This is a genomic window from Chryseobacterium pennae (genome assembly GCF_003385515.1).
In the GTDB taxonomy this organism is placed as follows: Bacteria; Bacteroidota; Bacteroidia; order Flavobacteriales; family Weeksellaceae; genus Chryseobacterium; species Chryseobacterium pennae.
The window spans coordinates 63,944-89,291 of the sequence record NZ_QNVT01000030.1; the positions used below are offsets into that span (position 1 = coordinate 63,944).

20 protein-coding genes and 1 pseudogene are annotated in these 25,348 nt (G+C 34.5%); 15 read left to right on the forward strand and 6 right to left on the reverse strand.

The window, feature by feature from the left end:
• Positions 1-34: 34 nt before the first annotated feature.
• Both mnmG and DRF65_RS23320 read left to right on the forward strand, forming a co-directional pair.
• Positions 35-1,897 carry a tRNA uridine-5-carboxymethylaminomethyl(34) synthesis enzyme MnmG gene (gene mnmG / locus DRF65_RS23315; protein WP_115973126.1) on the forward strand — a complete coding sequence of 621 codons (1,863 nt, stop codon included), beginning with the start codon at positions 35-37 and terminating at the stop codon, positions 1,895-1,897.
• 115 nt (positions 1,898-2,012) lie between these two features.
• On the forward strand, positions 2,013-2,834 hold the full coding sequence (locus DRF65_RS23320) for a class I SAM-dependent methyltransferase (protein WP_115973127.1): 822 nt from the start codon (positions 2,013-2,015) through the stop codon (positions 2,832-2,834).
• A gap of 954 nt (positions 2,835-3,788) precedes the next feature.
• Here the strand turns inward: DRF65_RS23320 and DRF65_RS23325 are convergent.
• A complete protein-coding gene (locus tag DRF65_RS23325; RefSeq protein WP_115973128.1) occupies positions 3,789-5,705 on the reverse strand; it encodes a glycoside hydrolase family protein in 1,917 nt (638 codons plus the stop codon).
• A gap of 348 nt (positions 5,706-6,053) precedes the next feature.
• Complete coding sequence (locus DRF65_RS23330) at positions 6,054-7,244, reverse strand: phosphoglycerate kinase (protein WP_115973129.1); 1,191 nt, start codon at positions 7,242-7,244, stop codon at positions 6,054-6,056.
• A 646-nt stretch (positions 7,245-7,890) separates the two neighbouring features.
• Here DRF65_RS23330 and rpiB point away from each other — a divergent pair.
• From rpiB to tsaB, 8 genes and pseudogenes are all read left to right on the forward strand, one after another.
• Positions 7,891-8,325 (forward strand): ribose 5-phosphate isomerase B, encoded by a 435-nt coding sequence (gene rpiB, locus DRF65_RS23335; RefSeq protein ID WP_106917797.1) that lies wholly within the window; start codon positions 7,891-7,893, stop codon positions 8,323-8,325.
• Between the two features lie 359 nt (positions 8,326-8,684).
• Positions 8,685-9,014: pseudogene (locus DRF65_RS28640) on the forward strand (thrombospondin type 3 repeat-containing protein); the annotation flags it as partial.
• A 530-nt stretch (positions 9,015-9,544) separates the two neighbouring features.
• The gene (gene rnr, locus DRF65_RS23345) at positions 9,545-11,695 is read left to right on the forward strand and encodes a ribonuclease R (protein ID WP_115973131.1); all 2,151 of its coding nucleotides are present in this window, start codon (positions 9,545-9,547) and stop codon (positions 11,693-11,695) included.
• A gap of 278 nt (positions 11,696-11,973) precedes the next feature.
• Positions 11,974-12,660, forward strand: a complete 687-nt coding sequence (locus DRF65_RS23350; protein ID WP_115973132.1) for a LysE family translocator — start codon at positions 11,974-11,976, stop codon at positions 12,658-12,660.
• A complete protein-coding gene (locus tag DRF65_RS23355) occupies positions 12,657-13,586 on the forward strand; it encodes a S66 peptidase family protein (RefSeq protein ID WP_115973133.1) in 930 nt (309 codons plus the stop codon). The genes DRF65_RS23350 and DRF65_RS23355 overlap by 4 nt, the downstream gene beginning before the upstream one ends.
• Positions 13,587-13,622: 36 nt before the next feature.
• Positions 13,623-13,994, forward strand: coding sequence for a YraN family protein (locus DRF65_RS23360; RefSeq protein ID WP_115973134.1), 372 nt, complete (start codon positions 13,623-13,625; stop codon positions 13,992-13,994).
• A gap of 122 nt (positions 13,995-14,116) precedes the next feature.
• Positions 14,117-14,866 (forward strand): SDR family NAD(P)-dependent oxidoreductase, encoded by a 750-nt coding sequence (locus DRF65_RS23365; protein WP_115973135.1) that lies wholly within the window; start codon positions 14,117-14,119, stop codon positions 14,864-14,866.
• 88 nt (positions 14,867-14,954) lie between these two features.
• A complete protein-coding gene (tsaB, locus tag DRF65_RS23370) occupies positions 14,955-15,629 on the forward strand; it encodes a tRNA (adenosine(37)-N6)-threonylcarbamoyltransferase complex dimerization subunit type 1 TsaB (RefSeq protein ID WP_115973136.1) in 675 nt (224 codons plus the stop codon).
• Between the two features lie 67 nt (positions 15,630-15,696).
• On the opposite strand, the gene porW is transcribed toward tsaB, so the two are convergent.
• The 4 genes from porW to DRF65_RS23390 form a co-directional block, all read right to left on the reverse strand.
• Positions 15,697-18,279 (reverse strand): type IX secretion system periplasmic lipoprotein PorW/SprE, encoded by a 2,583-nt coding sequence (gene porW, locus DRF65_RS23375; RefSeq protein WP_115973137.1) that lies wholly within the window; start codon positions 18,277-18,279, stop codon positions 15,697-15,699.
• A gap of 147 nt (positions 18,280-18,426) precedes the next feature.
• Positions 18,427-18,990 (reverse strand): Maf family protein, encoded by a 564-nt coding sequence (locus DRF65_RS23380; protein WP_115973138.1) that lies wholly within the window; start codon positions 18,988-18,990, stop codon positions 18,427-18,429.
• 8 nt (positions 18,991-18,998) lie between these two features.
• Positions 18,999-19,517, reverse strand: coding sequence for a KdsC family phosphatase (locus tag DRF65_RS23385; protein WP_115973139.1), 519 nt, complete (start codon positions 19,515-19,517; stop codon positions 18,999-19,001).
• Positions 19,507-20,259, reverse strand: coding sequence for a Rossmann-like and DUF2520 domain-containing protein (locus DRF65_RS23390; RefSeq protein ID WP_115973140.1), 753 nt, complete (start codon positions 20,257-20,259; stop codon positions 19,507-19,509). Before DRF65_RS23390 ends, DRF65_RS23385 begins: the two co-directional genes overlap by 11 nt.
• A 182-nt stretch (positions 20,260-20,441) precedes the next feature.
• On the opposite strand from DRF65_RS23390, the gene DRF65_RS23395 reads away from it, so the two are divergent.
• From DRF65_RS23395 to DRF65_RS23415, 5 genes are all read left to right on the forward strand, one after another.
• Positions 20,442-20,993 (forward strand): RNA polymerase sigma factor, encoded by a 552-nt coding sequence (locus DRF65_RS23395; RefSeq protein ID WP_115973141.1) that lies wholly within the window; start codon positions 20,442-20,444, stop codon positions 20,991-20,993.
• A gap of 17 nt (positions 20,994-21,010) precedes the next feature.
• Positions 21,011-21,559: a hypothetical protein gene (locus tag DRF65_RS23400; RefSeq protein WP_115973142.1), complete on the forward strand. Its 549-nt coding sequence runs from the start codon at positions 21,011-21,013 to the stop codon at positions 21,557-21,559.
• A 9-nt stretch (positions 21,560-21,568) separates the two neighbouring features.
• Positions 21,569-22,084, forward strand: coding sequence for a hypothetical protein (locus DRF65_RS23405; RefSeq protein WP_115973143.1), 516 nt, complete (start codon positions 21,569-21,571; stop codon positions 22,082-22,084).
• 239 nt (positions 22,085-22,323) lie between these two features.
• Positions 22,324-24,120: a translation elongation factor 4 gene (gene lepA / locus DRF65_RS23410; protein ID WP_115973144.1), complete on the forward strand. Its 1,797-nt coding sequence runs from the start codon at positions 22,324-22,326 to the stop codon at positions 24,118-24,120.
• 269 nt (positions 24,121-24,389) lie between these two features.
• Positions 24,390-25,085 carry an NUDIX hydrolase gene (locus tag DRF65_RS23415; protein WP_115973145.1) on the forward strand — a complete coding sequence of 232 codons (696 nt, stop codon included), beginning with the start codon at positions 24,390-24,392 and terminating at the stop codon, positions 25,083-25,085.
• Positions 25,086-25,348: the final 263 nt, after the last annotated feature.

Consider the following 25,348-nt stretch of genomic DNA (forward strand, 5'->3'; position numbering starts at 1 on the left):
AGATAAGGTTTAAGCTTAAACAAGCAAGATAAAAATGATTTCAGAAATATATGATGTGATCGTAGTAGGTGCAGGACACGCAGGATGTGAAGCAGCAGCAGCAGCAGCCAACCTGGGTTCAAAAACACTATTGGTTACAATGAATATGCAGACCATCGGACAGATGAGTTGCAACCCGGCAATGGGTGGAATCGCAAAAGGACAAATCGTAAGAGAGATTGACGCGATGGGTGGATACTCCGGAATCGTAGCAGACAAATCGGCCATCCAATTTAAAATGCTGAATCTTTCAAAAGGTCCTGCCATGTGGTCCCCAAGAACCCAAAATGACAGAATGCTTTTTGCCGAAGAATGGCGACTGGCTTTAGAGAATACGCCCAATCTTGATTTCTTTCAGGATATGGTGAAACAACTGATTGTTGAAAATAATAAAGTAACCGGAGTTGTTACTTCTTTAGGAATTGAGATTAAAGCAAAATCTGTAGTTCTTACTAACGGAACTTTTCTTAACGGATTAATTCATGTTGGCGATAAACAATTAGGTGGTGGAAGAATGGGTGAGCCAAGAGCATTTGGTATTACCGAACAATTAGTCACTTTAGGTTTTGAAGCCGGAAGAATGAAAACCGGAACTCCACCAAGAGTTGACGGAAGAAGTTTGGATTATTCAAAAATGGAAGAACAGAAGGGAGACGAAAATCCTCAAAAGTTCAGCTATCTTGATACACCAAAATTGACAAAACAATTAAGCTGTCATATTGTATATACTAATGAAACGGTACATGATATTCTTCGTGAAGGTTTTGACAGAAGTCCAATGTTCAATGGTACGATCCAAAGTTTAGGTCCGAGATACTGTCCCAGTATTGAAGATAAAATTAATCGTTTTGCAGAAAGAAACAGACATCAGCTTTTCGTAGAACCGGAAGGATGGAAAACTGTTGAGATCTACGTAAACGGATTTAGCTCTTCTCTTCCGGAAGATGTACAGATCAAAGCTATGAAACATATTCCAGGATTTGAAAATGTAAAAGTTTTCCGTCCGGGATATGCTATTGAATATGACTACTTCCCTCCTACCCAATTGAAGCATACCTTAGAAACAAAATTGATTGACAATTTATATTTCGCGGGACAGATCAATGGAACAACCGGATATGAAGAAGCAGCAGGACAAGGTCTGATTGCAGGAATCAATGCTCATAATAAAGTTCACGAAAAAGGAGACTTTATTCTGAACAGAGATGAAGCCTATATCGGAGTACTGATTGATGACCTGATTACAAAAGGAACTGAAGAGCCATACAGAATGTTTACTTCACGCGCTGAGTACAGACTTTTATTAAGACAGGACAACGCAGATATCAGATTAACTGAGAAAGCATACAACCTTGGATTAGCAAAAGAAGACAGATTAAGAAAAGTAGAATCCAAAATAACTGACAGTCAGCAACTTGAAGAGTTTTTACGCGAAACCTCTTTAAAACCAGGTGTCATTAACCCTATTCTTGAATCTATAGAAAGTAATCCTGTAGATCAGGCTTACAGAGCTGCCCAGTTTCTTACAAGACCTAATATTACTTTAGAAAAACTTGATGAAATTGATTTCATTAAAGAAGTTTCTTCTCAATATAATAACGAAGTAAGAGAACAAGCAGAAATCAATATCAAATACAAAGGATATATTGAAAAAGAAAAGGAAAACGTAGCGAAGCTAAACCGTCTGGAAAACATTAAAATTCCCGAAGACTTTGATTACACTAACATTTCCAGTCTTTCTGCAGAAGCAAAACAGAAGATGTCTAATGTAAGACCTAAGACTATTGCACAGGCAGGCAGGATAAGTGGTGTTTCTCCGGCTGACATTAACGTTTTACTAGTGTATTTAGGACGTTAAAAATAAAATGTTTCACGTGAAACATTTCTTACAATAAAAACAAAAATTAAGGTATTTATAAGCTTAGACACTTATGAGTATCTTAATTTTTTAAATATAACAGATTTCGACTTCAATGAAAATAAAAGATCATTTTCTTTCACAGGAAATATTTGAAATAAAAGAAACAGAAACCAAGGGAGTCTATAAAACCTCCCCTATTCCATCCAATATTTCCAGATACTACGAAAGCGAAGATTACATTTCCCATCACCAGGATTCAGGAAGCCTGAAAGAAAAATTATATAAGTTTCTTCAGTCTTTTAATCTGCAATACAAGAAAAATATTCTGGTTGACAGAATTAAAAAAGGTTCAAAAGTATTAGACTATGGATGTGGTGCCGGAGAATTTGTAAAGTATATAGAAAATGATTTTAAAACTTTCGGTTTTGAACCGGATGCAGATGCAAGAAAAGCAGCTCAGGCTAAAATTACAAAAGCGACAATCCTGGATGATATTCAAAAAATTGAAGACAAAACCTTAGATGCAATTACACTATGGCATGTATTTGAGCATGTAGAGAACCAGGATGAAATGCTAAATATTTTTCATTCGAAATTAAAAGACAAAGGCCTCCTTATTATTGCCGTGCCCAACCCTACTTCTTACGATGCAAAACATTATAAAGAATATTGGGCCGCCTATGATGTACCAAGACACATCTATCATTTTTCTAAAACAGGAATGGAAAATCTGATTTCTAAAAAAACGGATTGGAAAATGAGAAAGATCAAACCTTTGGTTCTTGATTCCTATTACATCTCTATGTTGAGCGAAAAATATAAAAAATCTCCTCTATTCTGGCTAAAAGCAACCTTCTACGGGACAATTTCGAACATAAAAGCCCTTTTTTCGAACGAATTTTCAAGTTTGATATATATTATCGAAAAAAGATAGAAAATCGATTTTTAAGCTATTTCTGAAAGCCAATTTTCAGTATTCTGAGCTAAAAAACTTAAAAACTCAGGGAACTTCTTCTCTGAGTTTTTTATTTTTTAAAAACCAACCTAGAATATAATTTAAGTTGTATTGAAAAAATTCTAACTAACAATCTTTTTAAACTCCCCTATTCTATTTCTAATAAAACTTATTTTAAAAATAAGTCTCATCAAAATACCATAAGATTCCGAAAACCTTTAAAGCTTGGAAAAAGCACTAAATCAAATTCAAAAAGAGGAAAATCGGATTTAAAATTATAAATTCTCACAAAAACATATCATTTAACCGTTTGTTTTAAATTTATACACAAATACTCAAGAAATAATAGTTTTTCGATTTTTCAATCATTTCTGAAGGTCAATTTTCAGCATATTATCAGAAAAATATTTTCAAAATGCTAAGAGATAAAATTTAGAGCTTTCCTGCAACCACAAATAATTTTTTAATATTGAAAAATTAAAACATACTAACCTACCTCTCTAAAAAATTTATCGTTAATAAAAAAGAAGAAATCAAAAATCCCGGTAAAGAAAAAATAACCACGAGCAAAACAGATTTTGATTTTATAACAAAATCATGACACGGGAAATTCAAAAAAACAAAAAACCTCTAGAAGTAAAACCTCAATACAGACCTAATATCATTGTTTTTAATATATAGTATGATTAAAAGCCAATAAAAAAAAGTTTAATTACTGATTTACTGTTAATTAAATGATACAAATTATTATAAGATGGCTGAAAAAATATTTAAAATGAAAATCAATTAAAAAATGGGTTAAAAAGACATAATAAATTAATAATAAAATTAGTTTAACAACTGATATACAGATAATTATAATTAATAATATGAAACCAAAAAAAATCAAAATAATATTGAATAAAAAAACCGGATATGATCCGGTCTTCTATATTATAAATTAACAATCAGGTTACTAACTAAATTTGGGTTTCCAGAGAAAGTATCTGAAGTCATATTATCAACTTTAAATTTAATATCTGCAGTGCTACCAGCTCCAAAAGTATGAGCATTAAAGAAAAGTTCAGGGAAAGGATATGTAGGTTGAATCGTATACATCCCCCCTACTCTTTTATGGCTATTCGAAACCACCGGACTTACCAAAACTGAAGCTTCGCCATTAATGCTAGGTACAGGAGTACTTACAAGTGATAAAACGTATTTAGCTTTATTCGATGGATCTGCCAAAAATACAGAAGAAGGTGTAAACTCAACTTTTGGCTGATTGGAAATATAAATATTATCTTTTATAGTCGTGGATTGAATAATATCACTATTAATTTCAATTAAATTTTCAAGATTGTCTGAAGCCAGGGCAGTAGTATTATCTGAGATTAAACAATAATTAAGTTTTTTTGCATTCACAGTAAGAATTTTTGAAGAAGCCGAAAAACTATTCCTTGAAATATTAATAAATGAAAAATCTACATATTGATTATAAGGTTTATCAGCTAAAGTTAAAATTACTCCTACAGAATGTCCAATAAAATGATTATCACAAATAACTAAAGATTCTGTTTCACAAGAAATACCTATAGCATATCGGGTTGCAATCGTACTGTGTTCAATATTATAGAGTATATGTGAAACATTATTTTTCACAGTAATTCTCTCACATTTTCCAAGTTTATTTTCAATGATTAGTAAAGATTGCCAACCATTATACAATAATGTTTTGCCTTCAACATGTCTATGTTTAACATTATTTGAAGTAATAAAAACATCAGAAGTAACACAATTTTTTGTTCCCCAAACATATACGGCACCAGCTGTTACTTCAGCAATATTATTAGAAATTGTAATATTAGAAATAGTTCCTTTTTCAGTTTCGTTCCCGACTATAAAATTCATTCTCAAATAATTATAAATTTTATTATTCGAAAATGAAGCATTACTTCCATGGATTTCGCAAGCACATCCAACCAATCTCATCTGTTCATTTCCAATAAAAGTATTATTGTGTACAGTTAAAAAATTAGAATTACCATAGATTGTAGAGTGATCATAGTTGGATTCTTCATGACTTTTAGTTAAATCCTCAAAAATACAGTTTTGGATAGCAAACTTATTTCCATTTTGTGCCCAACCAGTTCCGATACAGTTACTTAAATCTCCATTAACCCAGTGTAATCCGTCAATAAGAACGTTTGTACAATTACCTCCTTCAAATCCTAGTCTTCGAATCATCCTATCACGATCCTTTCCTCTAATTTGCGATACATCACCACTAAAATCAATTGTCCCCTTACCTTTAAGAGTAATATTAAATATAGACTTTAAATTATCAACACTTTCATGATTAAACCCAGAAAATAAAACAAAGTTTTTATCATCAAAATAATCTCCAAGTTTAATGACACTATATTCCTCAAATTCAATATCTAAATTGGATTTAAGCTCTAATACATTACTATAATCTTCCCTAAATTTATTGTTATCAGTATAAGAGTTAACTAAGAAAATTCCATTAGGAAACACTAGTTTGAGTCTAAGAATAGAACAAATATTAAAAGCTTTTTGAATGGAAGCTCTTTGATCGACAAGCATATCAGATTTCACACCAAAACTCGTAACATATACTTTTCTTGAGGAAAACATCACCGTATTAACATAATAATCGTTTCCTCTGGAGCGATAGATGATTTCATCTTCAAGAACTCTAGCATCATTAGCAATTAGAAACTCACCATCAACCCAAGTTGCTATTTTTTTAAAAACAACAATTTCATTAGTAAAGCTATCAATTAGCTGTACAAGATCATCATTGGGAGCAGTATTTCCTACAGCGAAAAATTCATTTGTATACATCATAATATTATAATTTAGTACTGCAAATGTATTCTCCGTTAACGCCAAAACTTGACGTAATAAATTATAAAATTCAAACCAAATGATCTATAATCCGTAGACAAAATAATGTGATTAAATACTGCCAAATTATCTATTTTATCAAGATAGATAACCTAAATTTTCCCTTTATTTAACGGTATAAAAACGTAACTCACAGTAAATCAAAATACCTAAAAACAATATAACCTTAAGTTATATCTAAAAGTTATAAAGCCCTTAGTCAATTCAGGATTTCTCAATGAAAAATTAAGCACAAAAAAGCCTGCTAATATTATTAGCAGGCTTCAAAATATTGAATTTTTCTCTTTATTAATTGTTGATAGCAGCTACTCCAGGAAGCTCAAGTCCTTCAAGACTTTCAAGCATTGCTCCACCACCTGTGGAAACATAGCTTACTTTATCAGCATATCCGAATTGCTTAACGAATGCAACACTGTCGCCACCTCCTACTAAAGAGAAAGCTCCCAATCTTGTTGCTTCAGCAATGCTCTCTCCAAGAGCAACAGTTCCGCCAGCAAAGTTTGACATTTCAAAAACTCCAATCGGACCATTCCAAAGAATAGTTCTAGAATTTAATAATACATCATTGAACTGATCTCTTGATTTGTGACCAGCATCCAATCCCATCCATCCTTCAGGAATAGCATAGATATCTACTTCTTTTCTTTCAACATCATTACTGAAACTTTCAGCGATGATAGCATCAGACGGAAGATATACTTTTACCTTATGTTCTTTAGCTTTTGCTAAAATTTCCAGAGCCAGAGGAAGCTTATCATCTTCAACCAATGAGTTTCCGATTTTTCCTCCCAATGCTTTTATAAATGTGAAAGCCATTCCACCTCCGATGATCAGATTATCTATTGCAGGAAGAATGTTTTCTATAATGGTAATCTTAGTTGAAACTTTAGATCCGCCCAAAATTGCAGTAATTGGTTTCTCGCCACTTTTCAAAACTTTATCGATGGCCTGAAGTTCTTTAGCCATCAATAAACCGAAAAATTTAGTTGATGAAAAGAATTTTGCGATTACTGCGGTAGAAGCATGGGCTCTGTGTGCAGTTCCGAAAGCATCGTTTACGTAAGCATCCCCCAGTTTAGAAAGTTTCTCAGCAAAACCTTCATCACCTTTTTCTTCTTCATTGTGAAAACGAACATTCTCTAGCAATAAAATTTCTCCCGGCTTCAGATCAGCAGCAGCCTGTTCAGCTTTCTCACCGATGCATTCATCAACAAACTTTACTTCCTGTCCAAGAACACCGGATACTTCACCAATAATATTTTTTAAAGAAAACTCATCTTTCACTTCCCCTTTTGGTCTCCCAAGGTGTGTCATTAAAATAACAGAACCGCCATCCTTAAGAATTTTTTCAACGGTAGGTTTCACCGCAACAATTCTGGTATTGTCAGTCACATTCAACTGGTCATCCTGTGGAACATTGAAGTCAACTCTTACAAGAGCTTTCTTATCTTTAAAATTGAAGTCGTTAATTGTTTTCATTTTTATATTTGATTTATTTTTTTTCAAATTTCATGCAATCCCCTTTTTGGACCTGGTTACATTTCGACAAATTCCGGCAGGGACAATTCCATAATTTTTATTGATTTTTCGTTTCACAAATGTAAGGTTTTAAACTTTTTCAACAGATTGATGGAAATAAAAGTTTTCAAAAACTTTCCCCGAAGACAATCACCCATTAATCAACATTTCTTCTCTCTTTAAAAGAAAAAATAAAGTTGTTGTTGTTATGTATTGTTAGTAACGGGGATAAGTTTTAGGCATAAAGTTGATAATACTCAACTGGTACGCAATTCATAAATAACTCACAATATAAATCTCTGTAAACCTGCATATTCACACACTTATTCACAATTGTTGATAACTTTGCCAACAAAGCATTATTAGTTATTTTATTATGGAAAAACCTGGGGATAGCTTGAGAAAAGATCTGGAAAGTTGTGTGAAAAACTTTTGGATGAATTTTCTATTACGAAATAAATTCTTGTTTGAAAATAGAAAGTTGAAAAAAGTTTTCCACAGTTATTAACATACCTTTTCACAATTAACTCACGCTTTACTAACACGAATTGTTATTATTCTTACCTTTGTAAGGAAATAAAATCTAAAAAAGCTTAATAAGAGTATTATGAAAAGAAAAATTGCTATCGCAGCGGACCATGCAGGCTATGAATATAAGGAGATTGTTAAGAACTATCTTTCAGAAAAGTTTGAGGTTCAGGATTTTGGAACGTTTTCCACAAACAGTGTGGATTATCCGGACTTTGTACACCCTGCTGCAACCTCTGTGGAAAACGGAGAAAATGAGTTGGGAATTTTGATTTGTGGAAGCGGAAATGGGGTTCAGATCACTGCGAACAAACATCAGAAAATTAGATGTGCACTTTGCTGGATGCCGGAGATTGCAACACTGGCGAGATTGCACAATGATGCCAATATGATTTCTATGCCGGCAAGATTTATATCAAAAGAATTGGCGATTGAAATTGTAGACAAATTTCTTTCTACAGACTTCGAAGGGGGAAGACACCAGAACAGAGTTGATAAAATTGCTGTTTGCTAAATATACTGAGGCCTGTAATTTGATTGCAGGCCTTATTTATTTTTTATTTGTACATTTGCAGTGTTCAATAGAAACTAGATTCTATACTTCTCCTGAACCTTTGTAATATTTAAAAGATATTTTATAGAAGGTTTTTCTCTTTTCTTCTCCAGATTTGTATTAAATTTATACAAAACTAAAGCTTCCGTTATAAAGTAGATTTAGAAAAATAAGATTAAATTAAACATTAAGGTTTGATGAAAATAAAAGGATCTGCAGTATTATTTTTTATGGTCAGTTGTTTCCATGCCCAAGAGATTAAGGATCATACTGAATTTAAAAAATGCAAAAAAGAATTCAGTAAAAAGATCTGCCTTTCTGATAAGGATAAAGATGGAGTTCGATTCTATATGGATCAGTGTCCTGAGGTATCAGGATCAGAAGATAATAATGGATGTCCTTGGCCGGATACAGACGGTGATGGAGTTTTAGATAAAGATGATGCCTGTCCTACTGTAGCCGGTCCCACAGAAAATAATGGATGTCCCTGGCCAGATACAGATGGTGACGGAATTTTAGATAAGGATGATAATTGTCCTACAACACCTGGGGCTCCAGAAAATAATGGCTGTAAGATTATTCCTACTCCGAAAAGGTATACCGAGGAAGAGTTGCAAAAAATAGAAAGTGATTTTTTAGCTCATAATAAGAATATTAATTATCATGCATTAGCAGATTTTATTTTCAAAAAAATAGAGGGAAAGAATCTAAAAAGTAAAGTGCTTTATGTTTCTATATATAGAAAATTTGAAGCGGGTTGTGGGATGGACAGAACTGATCATTCTGCAGGGAATATGGTACAGCAATTGATATTTCAATCATTCTGGGATGAGAGAAACTTTAAGAAGTTTGCCAACCTTTTTCCTGATAAAATGATTCTTCCAATAGGAAGACCCCGTATTTTTGATTATGAAAGTATAGAAAATATAGTAGGTCTCAAAGGAGTACCTAAATTAGAAACGAAATATGGAATGGTGTATAATGCAAAAGGAAAATTTGCAGAAATACCGGATTCCAATGAAAAAATGATTCCGGACAGTGATAAAATGGATCTTTTTGTATATGTTGAAGACAATAAGGTTACCATTTCTCTCAATAAAAAAGATTTTTATTTTAGATGTAAAAGCTCAAAAATAGAAGAGATCACAGAGTCGGAATATAACAATTAAAAAAAATTAAAATGCCAAAAAAAGGAAAATATATAAGTCATAAAAATGATTTGAAACTGATGGAGATCGGAAGATTAATCCTTCGTTTCATGAATGCAAATGCATCAAAAATTTATAATTATAAGCAGATTGCTGACGGAATAGATTATAAAAACCCAAGACAAAGGGAACTTGTGATTCAGGCACTGCATAAACTTCAGGGATCTGAAAAGATTAAAGAAGTAGAAAAAGGAAAGTATATTGTGAACCTGAAAATTGCAGGAACATTAACCGGAATTATCGATTTTAACCAAAGCGGAAATGCTTACGTTAATGTAGAAGGATTAGAAGATGATGTCTTCGTTCATGCTAAAAATGTAAAGGATGCTTTGCAGGGAGATAAGGTTCTTATTATAACTTATCATTATAAAGGAAAGAAATTGGAGGGGTCTGTTTTGGAAGTTTTAGAAAGAAACAGAACAGAGTTTGTGGGGACTTTTCAGAAGGTGACCCACAAAGATTTTGGATTTGTGGTTTGTGATAAAAAATCAATCAATACAGATATCTTTATTCCGAAAGCAAAATTCAATAATGCTGAGGATGGCGATAAGGTAATCGTAAAGATGACAGAATGGAGACCTGGTGATAAAAATCCTGAAGGAGAAATTATACAGGTATTAGGTGCTCCGGGGGAACATGAAACAGAGATCCACTCTATTCTTGCGGAATATGGTTTACCTTATGAGTTTCCACAGGAAGTGGAACTGGATGCGGATAAAATAGACAGAAGCATTACTGATGAAGAAGTGGCAAAACGTTGGGATATGCGTAATATCTGCACATTTACCATAGACCCTAAGGATGCAAAAGACTTTGATGATGCCTTATCTATCAGAAAACTGGAAAACGGAAACTGGGAAATCGGAGTTCACATTGCTGATGTATCTCACTATGTAGTTCCGGGAACCATTCTGGATGATGAAGCATATCAGAGAGCAACTTCAGTTTATTTGGTAGACAGAGTTGTACCAATGCTTCCGGAAGTGCTAAGTAATGATGTATGCTCGCTTCGCCCGAATGAAGATAAATATACCTTTTCAGCAGTTTTTGAACTGAACGATCAGGCAGAAATCCAAAAACAGTGGTTTGGAAGAACAGTGATTCATTCGGACAGAAGATTTACCTATGAAGAGGCTCAGGAACGTATTGAATCCGGTCAGGGAGATCTGGCTGAAGAGATCAATGTTCTTGACAGGCTGGCTAAGATCATGCGTAATGACCGTATCAAAAATGGTGCGATTACATTTGACAGAAGTGAGGTAAGATTCAATCTGGATGAAAATAATCAGCCCATCGGAGTTTATTTTAAAATCAGTAAAGACTCCAATCACCTGATCGAGGAGTTCATGCTTTTAGCCAACAAAAAAGTATCTGAGTTTATCTCTTTAACAAGAAAGGGAGAAATCACCAATAATACATTTATCTACAGGGTTCACGATGATCCGGATCCTGCTAAGCTGGAATCATTAAGAGATTTTGTTTCCACATTCGGATATAAGATGGATCTGGCCAATACCAAAAAGGTTGCAGAATCTTTGAATAAACTTCTTCATGATGTAAAAGGAAAGGGAGAAGAAAATATGATTGAAACATTGGCCATGAGAAGTATGAGTAAGGCAGTATATTCTACAGAACCTATCGGACATTATGGTCTTGGGTTTTCATATTATAGCCACTTCACCTCTCCTATCCGCCGTTATCCGGATTTGATTGCGCACCGTCTTCTTCAGCATTATCTGGATGGAGGAAAATCTCCAAGCAAACAGGAGCTGGAAGAAAAATCCAAGCACTGCAGTTCAATGGAAAGATTAGCTGCTGATGCAGAAAGAGATTCTATCAAGTATATGCAGGTGAAATTCATGGAAAAACATCTTGGTGAAACATTCACAGGAGTTATTTCCGGAGTGGCTGAATTCGGATTCTGGGTAGAAATTCCTGAAAACGGAGCTGAAGGTCTTATCAAATTAAGAGATTTAGTAGATGATTCTTATACTTATGATGCAAAAACCCATGCAGTATATGGAGTAAGACACGGAAATAAATACCAGCTGGGAGATCAGGTTCAGATCAAAGTAGTAAAAGCGAACCTGATTCAAAAACAATTGGACTTTAAGATTGTTTAATACAATCAATAATCAAAAAATAACAAAACAAAGGGGTTGTTCCAAAGCAGGAATGACCCCTTTATTTTTTATGGCTGTTAAGTAGTGAAAATATCTTCTTTTTTCATTTTCCTTTAAGTACTTCCCTCTCCTAGTTTCCTGCTTCTTTCCACGAAAATCCTATCCCAATCTGAGACGAAAATAAAGTTGATATATCACATCTTTATTGAATAATTAAATCATAAAGTATAACTTTGTATAAAACGGAATGAAATATTTTTCATTTTAAAATTTATTAAATGCTTGAACTTGTATTATCTGCCATTATTTTAGGATTCATGTTGAGTCTGGTTTTTATAGGGCCTATATTTTTCCTGTTAATTGAAACCAGTTTCTCCAGAGGCCCAAAGCATGCCTTATCATTGGATCTGGGCGTAATTACTGCAGATTTATTGTGTATTGTAGCAGCTTATTATGCCAGTGCGGATATTGTTACTTTAATTGATAAACATCCCGGTTTTTACAGGATCACTTCCATTCTTATTTTTATTTATGGAATTGTCATGCTGGTAACGAAGACCAAAATGCATATGCCTGGTGAAGAGAAGATCATTAGTCAAAATTATATTAAAACCTTTTTCAATGGTTTTTTCTTTAATCTTCTCAATGTTGGAGTCATTCTTTTCTGGCTGGTAACGGTAATTTCCGTAAGGAATCAATATCCGGACACCAGCAGTTTTATTTTATATATAAGCATTGTAATAGGAACTTATCTGGGCATTGACCTTGCCAAGATATTTCTGGCTAAGCAGTTTCACGATAAACTCACCCAAAAACTGGCTAACAGGATCAGAAGAGTTGTAGGAGTGATTCTTATTGTTTTCAGTTTCTTTATCTTCCTGCAGAGCTTTAAAAAGTTTAATCAGTTTGACAGACAACTGGAAGAAGCCGAGAAAAAAGAAGTAAAATATCAAAAGACAAAATGAAAAAAATTATCTTTCCAAAAGCTCTTAAAAAAGGAGCCAAAATAGCTGTTATTTCTCCTGCAGGAGCTGTAGATGCTTCTCAACTTAAAAAGGGGATAGAATTAATAAAAAGTAAAGGATTTGAACCTGTTTTAGGCGAACATCTTTATACCAAATTTTCAAACGGATACAATTATGCCGGAACAGAAAAGGAAAGAATAAAAGACATCAACTGGGCTTTAAACGATAAAGAGATTGGTGCAGTCTGGGCTTCAAGAGGAGGTTACGGATGCCAGCACCTGATACAGCATCTGAAACTGAAAAATTTCACAGAAAATCCGAAATGGTATATCGGATATTCAGATAATACCGTTATACAAAGCTATCTGTTGAAAAAAGGCTTTGCTTCCATTCATGGGCAGACCATCAAAACATCCAGTTTTGGGGTGACCGATGAAAGTTATAATCTGATTTTCGATATTTTAAAAGGGAAAACACCAAAATATAGCCTAAAATCCCACCCATTAAATAAAAAAGGTAATATTGAAGGAGAATTAATCGGAGGTAATTTAGCCCTTATCTATGCCCTTCTGGGAACCAAATATTCTTTTGACTTTAAAGATAAAATATTATTCATAGAAGATATTGGTGAAAATTTCTACGCGCTTGATCGTATGATGATGAGTCTGGAACTGGCAGGAGTTTTCAATAAGATTAAAGGTCTTATCGTAGGTGGAATGACCAATATGGGCGATGAAAAAGACAATAAAGAGTATGAATCCAGTTTTGACGGATTTGCTTATAAAATGATCTCTGAAAGAATCTCAAAATATAAATTTCCTACTGTATTTGGTTTTCCCAACGGACACATCAAGGACAACAGACCGTTGTTAATTGGTGGAATGGTTAAGGTAAAAATTGATGCTAAAGTAAAGATCGAATTTTAAGCTACTACTCCACTTTTATATCTTAAAATATAGAAAATGGCTGACCACAATGACTTCGGAAAAATCGCAGAAGATCTGGCTGCCGGTTATCTTCAGAAATGCGGTTATAAAATCCTGGCCAGAAACTTCAGATTTCAAAAAGCTGAAATAGATATCATTGCTGAAAAGGATGAATTAATCATTATTGTTGAAGTAAAAGCAAGATCTACAGATGCTTTTATACTGCCTCAAGAAGCCGTAACCAAAACAAAGATCAGATCCATTGTCTTGGCAGCAAATCATTATCTGGAAGAATTGAATAAAGAAAATGAAGTAAGGTTTGATATCATTTCCGTTCTTCCTGATGAACATAGAAATTTAACGATTGATCATATTGCTGATGCTTTTCAGGCATTTGACGCGAATTGATGTGATCCTAAAGTATAATAAATAATGTATCAGTTTAGTAAGAGATCAGTGTAACAATAAATATCATACATTGGCAAATTGTTAGGCTCATAGATTGCTATATTAAATAAATAATCAGTTGTATGAAAACAATATTAATCACCGGAGCAACTTCCGGTATCGGTAAATCCACTGCTGAACTGCTGGCAAAACAAGGGAACAGAATCATCATTTGTGGAAGGAGAGAGGAAGTACTGAAATCTTTAAAGGATGAGTTATCTCAACTTACCGAAATATTTAGTTTAAGATTTGATGTGAGGAATCTTGAAGAAGTGGAAACAGCGGTCAATTCCCTTCCTGCAGAATGGAAAGAGATTGATGTTCTGATTAATAATGCAGGGAATGCTCATGGGCTTGAGCCACTGTCATCCGGAAAGACTGATGACTGGGACTCGATGATTGATGGGAACGTAAAAGGACTTCTGTATGTTTCCAAAATGATCATTCCCGGAATGAAAACTAAAAACTTAGGTCACATTGTAAACATTAGTTCTGTGGCAGCAAGACAAACCTATGCGAATGGAGTAGTGTACTGTGCTACCAAAAAAGCAGTAGATGTTATTTCCGAAGGAATGAGACTGGAGCTTACTGAATTCGGGATCAAAGTAACCAATATTCAACCGGGAGCTGTAGAAACAGATTTTTCATTGGTAAGATTCAAAGGAGACAGTGGAAAAGCTGCAACGGTATATTCCGGTTATGAGGCATTAAAGGCAGAAGATATAGCAGATGCCATTGCTTATTGTATCAATGCTCCGAAGCACGTTACGATTGCAGATATGTGCATTTACCCAAGCGCTCAGTCCGAACCGAGAACAATCTATAGAAAGTAGTCTCAAAATAAAGGATTAAATTTGCATAAAAATAATATAACACCCAGTGATTAGGGATTGTTATATTGCTAAATTGTTACATTATCTTATGAAAATTCTATATCTTGAAACATCGTCTAAAAACTGTTCAGTAGCCGTATCAGATAACGAAAAGCTGTTATGCGTGTGTGAAGAAGTTTCTGAAAACTATAAACAGTCTGAAAGCCTTCATACCTATGTAGAATGGGCTCTGGAAGGTGCAGGAATTTCACTGAAAGACATTGAAGCAGTTTCACTAGGTAAAGGACCGGGATCTTATACCGGATTAAGAATTGGTGCTGCCTCTGCAAAAGGGTTCTGCTATGGACTGAAGGTTCCGTTTATTGCCGTTAATTCTCTTGAAAGCATGATAGAGCCGTTTTTAGACCAGAACTATGAATTTATAGTGCCATTAATCGACGCAAGGAGAATGGAGGTTTATACAGCTGTTTATGACGGTTCTACAGGAAAAGAAATTTCAGCAACTGAAGCCAAGATTTTAGACGAAACTTCTTTTGAAGAGTTCAGAGATAAAAAGGTAGTCTTTGTGGGAGACGGTGCCAGGAAAGCAAAAGATATATTAAATCTGCCTGATGCAGACTTCAGAGAAGATATTTATCCTTCTTCGCAATATCTGATTAAAAAGACGCTGGAAAAAATAGAGAATAAAGAATTCGAAGATATGGCTTATTTTGAACCTTTTTATCTTAAAGATTTCCATGGAGTAAAGAAAAAAGGGTCATAAAATTTTATGTCTCAGAAGAAATAATAACTACATAAAAAAGCGAAGAGTAAATCTTCGCTTTTTTATTTTATTGGCTTTCTGGCCCACCATCAGGGACATTTTTATTTTTTACTTTAGGCTTATCAATTTTCTGCTGTGGAGCATTGTTCATATTCACTGTCGGCATCTGTTGTAGCTGTTTAGTCTGGTTGGCATCCGGGTTTCCTTGGCTGTTGGAGTCTCCGGTTGCCATTTGCGGAACATTTTTGCTTTTGTTCGAAGATGGAGTAGGAGAGCCCGGTGGTTGCTGGATCGAATTTCCTTTATTGTCTGTAGCCTGGAAGCTGAGGTCACTTTTCAGGTAATTCAGCATTTCTTTAGCTCTTATTCCTTCAGGAGTTTTAGAATAGTTTAAGACAATCTGTTCAAGCTGGAGGATCATGACTTCTTTTCCGCTGGATTTTCCTGTATTGAAAGCATTCAACAGGTATAATTTCGGTACCAGTGCATCTTTTGGATATTTCTGGATAGTTTGGTCAACGACTTCCTTACTTTCCACGAATTTCTCAGACTCATATAAAGCGTAGGCTCTTTTATACTCATTTTCTACATCTATCGTTGATTTTACAAATGAATTGTTTTTAGGGTTCCTTGCAAATTCTGCATATGAAGTATAAGGATAATCAGTCAATAGAATTTGTTTTGCTTTTTCTGCTGCCTGAGGAGTTTTCTCATAGTTCATTGCAAAAATTTCATACAATGCCTGAAGCATTACCTTTTCTTCCGGTTTTACATCTACAAGGTCATAAAGAGTTTTGGTTGCCAGAGGAGTATTGGTAAAATAATTCTGATACATAATACCCAATCCTAATGATGCCGTATCTCTGTCCTTTTTCAGTTGAGCTAATTTTCCCTGATCTGTAGGAATCTGCTCAATATAATAAGCCGGTTCAAAACGTCTTGGATTAGGTGCTGAAGTCACTCCAAGAGCTTCATTTTTCATATCCTCAATAGAAGCCATTTTTTTAGAAAAACGCCAGTTATCAGAAAGCGCTCTTTCGCCCCATACCTGCTTAAATGTAGATGTCCCTTTGCTTACGGTTCCGGTATTGTTGAAATAAAAGCCTTTCGTTGTCACTCCAAAATCTTCAAAAGCACTGGAACTATTATTGGCAAAAATAGAATTTGCACTATAATCTCCGGTATCAAATCCTTTATTTCGTTCTGCACGTTTTCTTTCCTGTTCTTCTTTTTCTTCCTTGATCTTTAATTTTGCAATATACTTTGAAAAAAAGTCTGTTCTTTGAGCATTATCCATCTTAGCTAAAGAAAGAACACTGTCATTTTTTTTGATCAGATAATAGTTCTTGGAAATCTTTTTAATATAGGCAGATTGGTCTTTTAACAGAATTTTAGAAGGCTCGTAGGTCATTACGGCAAGTGCAGAATCATAGTAAATTCCGGCACCGATATAATCGTTCTTTTCAAAATAGCTTTTTCCTATTTCATAATAAGTAAGCCCACGGATTTGAGGATCAGAAACCTTTTCAAATAATGATTTTTTGAAAAACTGTTGTGCTTCATCCTTTTTTCCGGCTTTATTAGCCATAAGACCTAAAGCATAATAAAATTCATTTTTTCGGGAACCATAAGTCCCTTTTTTGCTGATCCCTTCCAGATAGTTTTTGGCGCCGTTATAATCTCCTTTACCATTAAAGGTTTTGGCAATGGCAATCTGAGATTTTACCTCAAACTCAAAATCACTGGAGTATTTGTAAGCAGCAGTATAGCTATCCCTTGCCTTATCATTTTGTCCCAGATTTTCAAGAACCTGACCTCTTAAATAGGCAATTCTGCTCTTCAGTTTTCTGTTGGAATTTAAATCAAAAGCCAGATCAAGTTCCTTGGATGCATCTTCTTTTTTTCCTGCATCTAAAAGAGACTCAGCATAATAAATGCTCAATAGTTTAGCATAGGATTTATTAATATCTTCTCCCTTTAATTTAGCAAAAGTTTCATGAGCTCTATGGTAATCTTTGATCTTATCATATGCTACTCCCTGATAGATTCTTGCAAGTGGAACTCTTTTATCATCCTTCATATAGGTGAAGACATAGTTAAGAGCATCCAATGCTTCCAATGGTTTGTTCTGATAAATTCTTGATTGGGCAAGGATTATATACGCATCAAAAATCTGTTTATTTTTTTCTTCACCATTTCTGGTAACAGAATATTTATTGATGGCTTTTAATGCTTTAGCTTCAGCAATTTCCAGTGTTGTTGCTCCTTTTGTTGGGGCTGCATCCGGATTGTTAGAATCATTTCCGGGACCTCCCGGCATATTAGGAATTCCGCTATTTCTTCCAGGCCTGTTGGCTACTTCTGCCATTTTCATAGAATTTTCTGCAAAAGCTGCTGATTGGCCAAGATCACTTCCCAAAGGTTGATCTTCAAAAGTAAGTATTGGGATATAAGGAGCATAAAAATTATCCTTATGGGCCTTATCCCTGGTCGTGAATTCACTATTCAATGCATCTTTGGCATTAAACAGGGTATTATAATATGTGGAAAAGCCTTTCAATAATTTTGAACGTTGCTCCGGCTTTTTTGTTTTGGTAGCACAAGAAGCAATAAGACAAATCACTAAAAGGAACAATATATTCTTTTTCATTATTCAATATAACTTGCTAATCTGCTTTTTATTATCAGCAGTTTGATGATTTTGTAAAAATAATAAAATTTTATAATGAATAATATTTATATTTCTTTGGGAAATATTTTATTTCATCTTTATAGACGTCAGAAACCGCTGTGATTTTTAAACCGCAGAAATCTCTTTCAAAATTTTATAAACAAGATGGGTAGGAAGCCCCATAATTGTATAAAAACTTCCTGTCAGACTTTTGATTTTCGCCATTCCAAGCCATTCCTGAATCCCATAACTTCCGGCTTTATCAAATGGTTTATAATTTTGAATATAATACTGTATTTCATCATCACTGATCTCGTCAAAGGTCACATCGGCAACATCTGTTTCCGTAAATGTTTTATCTGCAGTTTTTATGGTAATTCCAGTATACACCTGATGGATTCTTCCCGAAAGGCTTCGAAGCATATGTTGGGCATCTGAATCATCCTTAGGTTTTCCCAGAATTTTCTGGTCAAAGGCCACCACTGTATCAGCCGTAAGCAAAACCTCGTTTGCTGCCAGATTTCTGAAAGCATCTGCTTTTAATTCAGATAAATAAGCCGCAGCCTGTTCTATTTTAATGTTTTCAGGAAGTAATTCCTCACAGTCGATTTTTACAACCTCAAATTCAAAACCAAGGCTGGAAAGAAGTTCTTTTCTTCTTGGTGACTGTGATGCTAAAAGTAATTTCATAAGTAAAGTTATACAGATTGGGTGTTATCATCATGCCAGTTCCCCTGAACTTTCATGACCTGTTCAATGACATCACGTACAGCACCACTTCCTCCTTTTATTGGAGAAATATAATCAGCTACCCCTTTTACTTCAGGAACGGCATTTTCAGGACATGCTGCAATAGCAGAGCTTTCCATAATATGGATATCAGGAAGATCATCTCCCATAGTCAGGATCTCCTCATTCTTAAGATTATACTTCTTTTTAAAATCTTCAAAATCCTCCATTTTATTATGGGATTTCGGATAATAATCCTGGATTCCAAGGTAATTGATTCTGTGTTTTACCATTTCATCATTTCCACCAGTAATAACTCCTATTAAATAATTGTTTTTTAAGGCTTTAACCACTGCGTAGCCATCCAGTACATTCATTACTCTGCTCATATTTCCTCCAGGCATCAGATAAACGCTTCCATCTGTGAAAACTCCGTCTACATCAAATACAAAGGCCTTAATATCCTTTAATTTCTCTTTATAACTCATACATTTTTTGAATAGAATGATTCATTGTCTTATAAATGCTAAGACTTTCTTCGTCTTGTATTAATTGTTCATGTAATTCTAAAATCCTAAGATCATTTCTTACAGCCGGCCCCGTTTGAGCCATTTTAGGTTCTATCTCATGGATCTTCTGAATCGTTTCATCAATCAGCGGTAAAAAATAATCGAAAGGAATCTCCTGAGAATCTGAAATTTCTTTGGCTCTTGAAAAAAGATGATTCACAAAGTTGCAGGCAAAAACAGCCGTTAAATGAATATATTTTCTTTTTTCATGATTACTTTCCATCACATTTTCTGATACTCTGGAAGCGAGGTCAAAGAGTATCTTTGTATCCTCTTTATTTTCTGTTTCAATGAAAAATGGGATTTTTTCATATTCCAGTTCCTTTGATTTTGAAAAGGTCTGCAATGGATAAAAGCTGGCTTTTCTGTATTCACCGCTTAAAGTTTCCTTTGGAAGAGAACCTGAAGTGTGTGCAACCAGACAATTTTTCTTGGTAATCATCTTAGAAACCTCTTCCACAGAATGATCGCTTACACAGATGATGTACAGATCTGCATCTTCCAACTTTTCTGTAGAATAAGGAATATGCAGTTCTCCAGAAATTTTACTCAATTCTTTTTTGTTCCGCCCAAAGATCTGAGCAAGGGAAATACCTTTCAAAGAAAAGGCTTTGGCAATATGATAAGCCACATTTCCGGAACCGATAATTACAATTTGCATCTAACAAATATAGGATTTTAAGATGAGTCGGGAAAGGAAGATCCGCATAGAAACCCCAAACTTAAATAGAGGCACACTTATTGCGTAACTGTCTCATATTATTTTTAATATTTAAACTGAAAATTGAATAATTAATTTAACTTTCAGTTATTTTTGTAATCCAAAACAGTGAAAGGCATCTTATGAAGATTAAGGACGCGGAAATTATTTCGTTGATGCAGAATCCACGGACACAGGATAAAGGTGTTCGTGCTTTGATGGATGCCTATCAAAGCAGATTGTACTGGCACATACGAAGAATTATTGTGGACGGAGATCTTGCCCAGGATACTTTGCAGGAAACTTTTATCAAAGCTTATCAGAATTTTCATCAGTTTAAAAATGATAGTCAGTTGTATACATGGCTGTATAGAATTGCTACCAATGAAGCATTGCAGCAGGTCAACAAACTGAAGAAAATGCAGAAAACAGATGAAGATCCGGAGTATCATATGCAAAATCTGGTGGCAGACAATGTAGAAGGTGATGCAGAAGAGATACAGACTTTATTACAGAACGCTATACAAAGCCTGCCGGAAAAGCAGAAACTGGTATTTATGATGCGGTATTATGATGACTTGCCTTACGAAGAAATATCTAAGATTGTAGATATGTCGGTAGGGACATTGAAAACTAATTATCATTATGCCAAACAGAAAATAGAAGATTATATTAAGGAAAATTACGAAAGATAATTTTTGACAAAACAAAGATGAAAGAGTTCGACATAGAAAAACTAGAACGTAAAAACATTTACACAGTCCCTGAAAATTTGTTTGAAAATATTCAGGAGAGGGTTATGAATGATATAAAGCCGGAGCAAAAAGCACCAGCACCGGTCTTTAAATTAAATTGGATGTATGCAGTAGCAGCGTCACTGGCTTTAATCTTTGGAGTAACTTTTATTTATAATTCCAGTAATAATTCTGCAGATCAGAGATTGAGTTCAAAAGAGGCGTATGCAATGCATAAAGGAGAGCCTAAAACGGAATCTGAGCTTGCCTATGAAACATTGAAAGGAGATTTAACCTCTGTTGAAAATAATAATCAAACAGTTGGAAATCAAAAAAATAATACTCCTTTAGCTGTAAAAAGCCAAGGAGGAAATGAAAAAGAAGCTGTTTCACAAAAAATAGTGAAACCCGTAACTAAAAAAGAAGAAACCCGGATGAATGAATATCTGGACTCGTTCTCCAATTCTGAGATTGCAGAACTGGCAAGTAACTCAACTCAGGATGTTTATTTGGATTTATATAATTAATAAAGAAAGATGAAAAAGATACTATTGACGTTTTTTATTATTTATGGTTTTAGTCTTGGCTTAAATGCTCAAAGAACCGATTATGATTGGAAGAAGATGGATCCCAAACAAAGAAAGGAAGTCATCAACAATCTTTCTCCTGAGGAAAGGAAGGAACTCCTTAAGAAATTCAGGAATAATATGATCATGGATAATCTGAATGTAGATTCCGGAGATAAGGCAGAATTTACCCAGCTTTATAACGAGTATCTGGATAGTCAGAAGCAGATAAAAAGTCAATTTGATCCAGGCTTTAATCCTGAAACATTATCAGATGATGAAGCTAAAGCTAAATTACAGCAAAGCTTTGAGATAGGACAGAAGCTTCTGGATAACAGAAAAAAATATGCAGAAAAAATGCAGCAGGTAATTCCCTGCCAGAAAGTCCTTAAGCTGTTTCAGTCTGAGGGTATGATGAGAGATAAAATGAACGAAAGAAAGCCTCATGTACATAATAATGCTTCGGGACCTAAACAGACCCCATAATAGTTTATTTTTTTAATGTTGGACGGCTCTTACAGATCTTTTTTTGTGAGAGCCGTTTAATTTTCTCTTTAAATCTAATTTTGTAGTAAAATAAAAAGATTATTATGTTGAAGAGAAATATTCCCAACAACAGAGAATATGATATTTCTGATGAAAATTTAAATAAATTGATACAATAAGATAATGAAAGACAATAATCTCTCGCTTTTTTTTATCTTTGCAAATTACAAGATTCTTAAATGAAAAACATACGAAATTTTTGCATAATCGCTCATATCGACCACGGTAAAAGTACCTTGGCAGACCGTCTTTTGGAGTATACGAATACCGTTACCCAAAGAGAATTACAGTCTCAGACGCTTGATGATATGGATTTGGAAAAGGAACGTGGGATTACTATTAAATCTCATGCGATCCAGATGGATTATGAGTATAAAGGAGAAAAATATATTCTAAACCTGATTGATACACCGGGACACGTTGACTTTTCTTACGAAGTTTCCCGTTCTATTGCTGCCTGTGAAGGAGCCCTTCTTATTGTAGATGCTGCTCAGAGTATTCAGGCACAAACAATTAGTAACTTATACTTAGCATTGGAAAATGATTTAACGATCATTCCGATTTTGAACAAAATTGACCTTCCGTCTGCTAATCCTGAGGAAGTAACAGATGAGATTATGAATCTTATCGGATGCGAATACGAAGATGTATTGAGAGTTTCAGGAAAAACAGGAGAAGGAGTTCATCATTTATTAGAGCAGATCGTTGAAAGAATTCCTGCACCGGTAGGAAATCCCGACGGACCACTTCAGGCATTGGTCTTTGACTCTGTTTATAACCCATTCAGAGGGATTGAAGCTTACTTTAAAGTGGTAAACGGAAGTATTTCTAAAAATGAAAAAATTAAATTCTTTGCTACAGGAAAAGAATATGGAGCTGATGAGGTAGGTACCTTAAAGCTAAAACAGGTTCCAAAGAAAACAATTCAGTGTGGAGATGTAGGATATTTGATTTCTGGTATTAAAGATGCCCGTGAAGTAAAAGTAGGTGATACCATTACTTCATTTGAGAATCCTGCAGACGGGCCAATCGATGGATTTGAGGAAGTAAAACCAATGGTATTTGCTGGTATTTATCCTATTGAGTCTGAAGATTTTGAAGAACTGAGATTCTCATTGGAAAAACTGAGATTAAATGATGCTTCTTTGGTTTTCGAACCGGAAAGTTCTGCAGCACTTGGTTTTGGGTTCCGTTGCGGATTCTTAGGGATGCTTCACATGGAAATCGTTCAGGAGCGTCTTGACAGAGAGTTCAATATGAACGTAATTACTACGGTACCCAACGTTTCTTATTTTGGATATACCAAAAAAGAACCTGAAGTTCCAATCCTGATCAATAACCCATCTGAAATGATGGATCCTTCTACAATGGATAGAGTAGAAGAGCCATTCATTAAGGCATCAATCATTACAAAGTCTGATTTCGTTGGAGCAGTAATGACTTTATGTATCGAGAAAAGAGGAGAGATCGTTAACCAAAGTTATTTAACATCAGAAAGAGTAGAACTGATCTTCAATATGCCTTTGGCTGAAGTTGTTTTCGATTTCTATGACAGATTAAAATCAATCTCTAAAGGATATGCATCATTCGATTACCACCCAATCGGATTCAGAGCTTCCAAGCTTGTAAAAATGGATATCCTGATCAATGGTGACATGGTAGATGCTCTTTCATCTCTGATTCACGACAGTAATGCTTACTACATCGGAAAAAGAATGTGTGAAAAGCTTCGTGAACTGATCCCGAGACAGCAGTTTGATATTGCTGTTCAGGCAGCATTGGGAGCAAAAGTTATTGCAAGAGAAACCATTAAAGCTCTAAGAAAAGACGTTACTGCAAAATGTTACGGAGGAGATATTTCCAGAAAGCGTAAACTATTGGAAAAGCAGAAAGAAGGTAAGAAGAAAATGAAACAGATTGGAAGGGTAGAAGTGCCACAGTCTGCGTTCATGGCTGTATTGAAGCTTAATGAATAAACAACATAAAAAATAGCTGTCTTATTAAGGCAGCTATTTTTGTATTTATTCAACGCTCATCATATGCCTTTGTTGGTGGATGATATTTTTATCAATGGAGAGTTCAAACTCCTGAGAGTGGATATTCAAAACTTATAGTGTCTGTATATGATTTCTCATGACAGCTTAAAACAACCAAAAAAAGAAACAGATAAACAAATATTTTCATAATGTAAACTTAATAAAAATATTTATTCATAACTTTGCGTATTCGTAACGCAAATTAATTTATGGAGTCTCCAAAAAAATTACAGGATATCAAAGTTGCTGTAGATGCAGTCATTTTCGGGTATTTCGATAAGAAAGATCTTCAAATCCTTCTCATCAAAAGAAATATTGAACCTTTTAAAGGCGGATGGGCACTTCCGGGAGGCCTTGTTCTGGATGATGAAAATCTGGATGATGCTGTTAAAAGAGAACTGCATGAAGAAGCAGGCATAAAGCCTGATTTTTTAGAACAGCTCTATACTTTTGGTAACGTAGGCCGTGATCCGAGAAACAGAGTGGTTTCTATCGCTTATCTGGGGCTTGTAAACCCATCTTACCACGAACTTTTTGCAGATTCCGATGCTGATGATGCCCAGTGGTTCAGTGTCAATACGCTTCCAACAGTGGCTTTTGACCACAAAAATATCATTGATATTGCCTTAAAAAGGCTTCGTACAAAAATTCAATATCAGCCCATAGGCTTTAATCTTCTCAATGAAGAATTCCCTTTTTCGGACCTTGAAAATTTGTACAAAACTATTGTAGGACAGGAAATTGACCGCAGAAACTTCCGCAAGAAAATCATGAGCTACGGATTGCTTAATGAAACCAATAACGTTAAAAAAGAGGGAAGTGGAAGACCCGGAAAACTCTTTACTTTTAATCAGGAAAAATATAAAGAATTGGAAGAACAGGGATTTTATTTCGAAATCAAATAATTTTCAATCACAAAATATATTTCAATGAAGTGGCCGGCTCAATCTGAGGCGGCCACTTTATTATTTACAAGAATAAGATAAAAGTATAAAAGAATTGAGATGAAATATTGCCACGAATGCACGAATGAAAATGTAACTTTTCAAATGGTTATAATAAATTATTCGTGTATTCTAAGACATATGCAAATTATATCTTGTTAAATTTACAAAAGGTTCCTCTCTTTTTACCACAGCAAATATTCTATAGATCAGTTTGCAACATA

Coding starts and splice junctions, on each gene's coding strand:
- mnmG (WP_115973126.1), top strand. CDS start 35: ATGATTTCAGAAATATATGATGTGATCGTAGTAGGTGCAGGACACGCA.
- DRF65_RS23320 (WP_115973127.1), top strand. CDS start 2,013: ATGAAAATAAAAGATCATTTTCTTTCACAGGAAATATTTGAAATAAAA.
- DRF65_RS23325 (WP_115973128.1), bottom strand. CDS start 5,705: ATGATGTATACAAATGAATTTTTCGCTGTAGGAAATACTGCTCCCAAT.
- DRF65_RS23330 (WP_115973129.1), bottom strand. CDS start 7,244: ATGAAAACAATTAACGACTTCAATTTTAAAGATAAGAAAGCTCTTGTA.
- rpiB (WP_106917797.1), top strand. CDS start 7,891: ATGAAAAGAAAAATTGCTATCGCAGCGGACCATGCAGGCTATGAATAT.
- rnr (WP_115973131.1), top strand. CDS start 9,545: ATGCCAAAAAAAGGAAAATATATAAGTCATAAAAATGATTTGAAACTG.
- DRF65_RS23350 (WP_115973132.1), top strand. CDS start 11,974: ATGCTTGAACTTGTATTATCTGCCATTATTTTAGGATTCATGTTGAGT.
- DRF65_RS23355 (WP_115973133.1), top strand. CDS start 12,657: ATGAAAAAAATTATCTTTCCAAAAGCTCTTAAAAAAGGAGCCAAAATA.
- DRF65_RS23360 (WP_115973134.1), top strand. CDS start 13,623: ATGGCTGACCACAATGACTTCGGAAAAATCGCAGAAGATCTGGCTGCC.
- DRF65_RS23365 (WP_115973135.1), top strand. CDS start 14,117: ATGAAAACAATATTAATCACCGGAGCAACTTCCGGTATCGGTAAATCC.
- tsaB (WP_115973136.1), top strand. CDS start 14,955: ATGAAAATTCTATATCTTGAAACATCGTCTAAAAACTGTTCAGTAGCC.
- porW (WP_115973137.1), bottom strand. CDS start 18,279: ATGAAAAAGAATATATTGTTCCTTTTAGTGATTTGTCTTATTGCTTCT.
- DRF65_RS23380 (WP_115973138.1), bottom strand. CDS start 18,990: ATGAAATTACTTTTAGCATCACAGTCACCAAGAAGAAAAGAACTTCTT.
- DRF65_RS23385 (WP_115973139.1), bottom strand. CDS start 19,517: ATGAGTTATAAAGAGAAATTAAAGGATATTAAGGCCTTTGTATTTGAT.
- DRF65_RS23390 (WP_115973140.1), bottom strand. CDS start 20,259: ATGCAAATTGTAATTATCGGTTCCGGAAATGTGGCTTATCATATTGCC.
- DRF65_RS23395 (WP_115973141.1), top strand. CDS start 20,442: ATGAAGATTAAGGACGCGGAAATTATTTCGTTGATGCAGAATCCACGG.
- DRF65_RS23400 (WP_115973142.1), top strand. CDS start 21,011: ATGAAAGAGTTCGACATAGAAAAACTAGAACGTAAAAACATTTACACA.
- DRF65_RS23405 (WP_115973143.1), top strand. CDS start 21,569: ATGAAAAAGATACTATTGACGTTTTTTATTATTTATGGTTTTAGTCTT.
- lepA (WP_115973144.1), top strand. CDS start 22,324: ATGAAAAACATACGAAATTTTTGCATAATCGCTCATATCGACCACGGT.
- DRF65_RS23415 (WP_115973145.1), top strand. CDS start 24,390: ATGGAGTCTCCAAAAAAATTACAGGATATCAAAGTTGCTGTAGATGCA.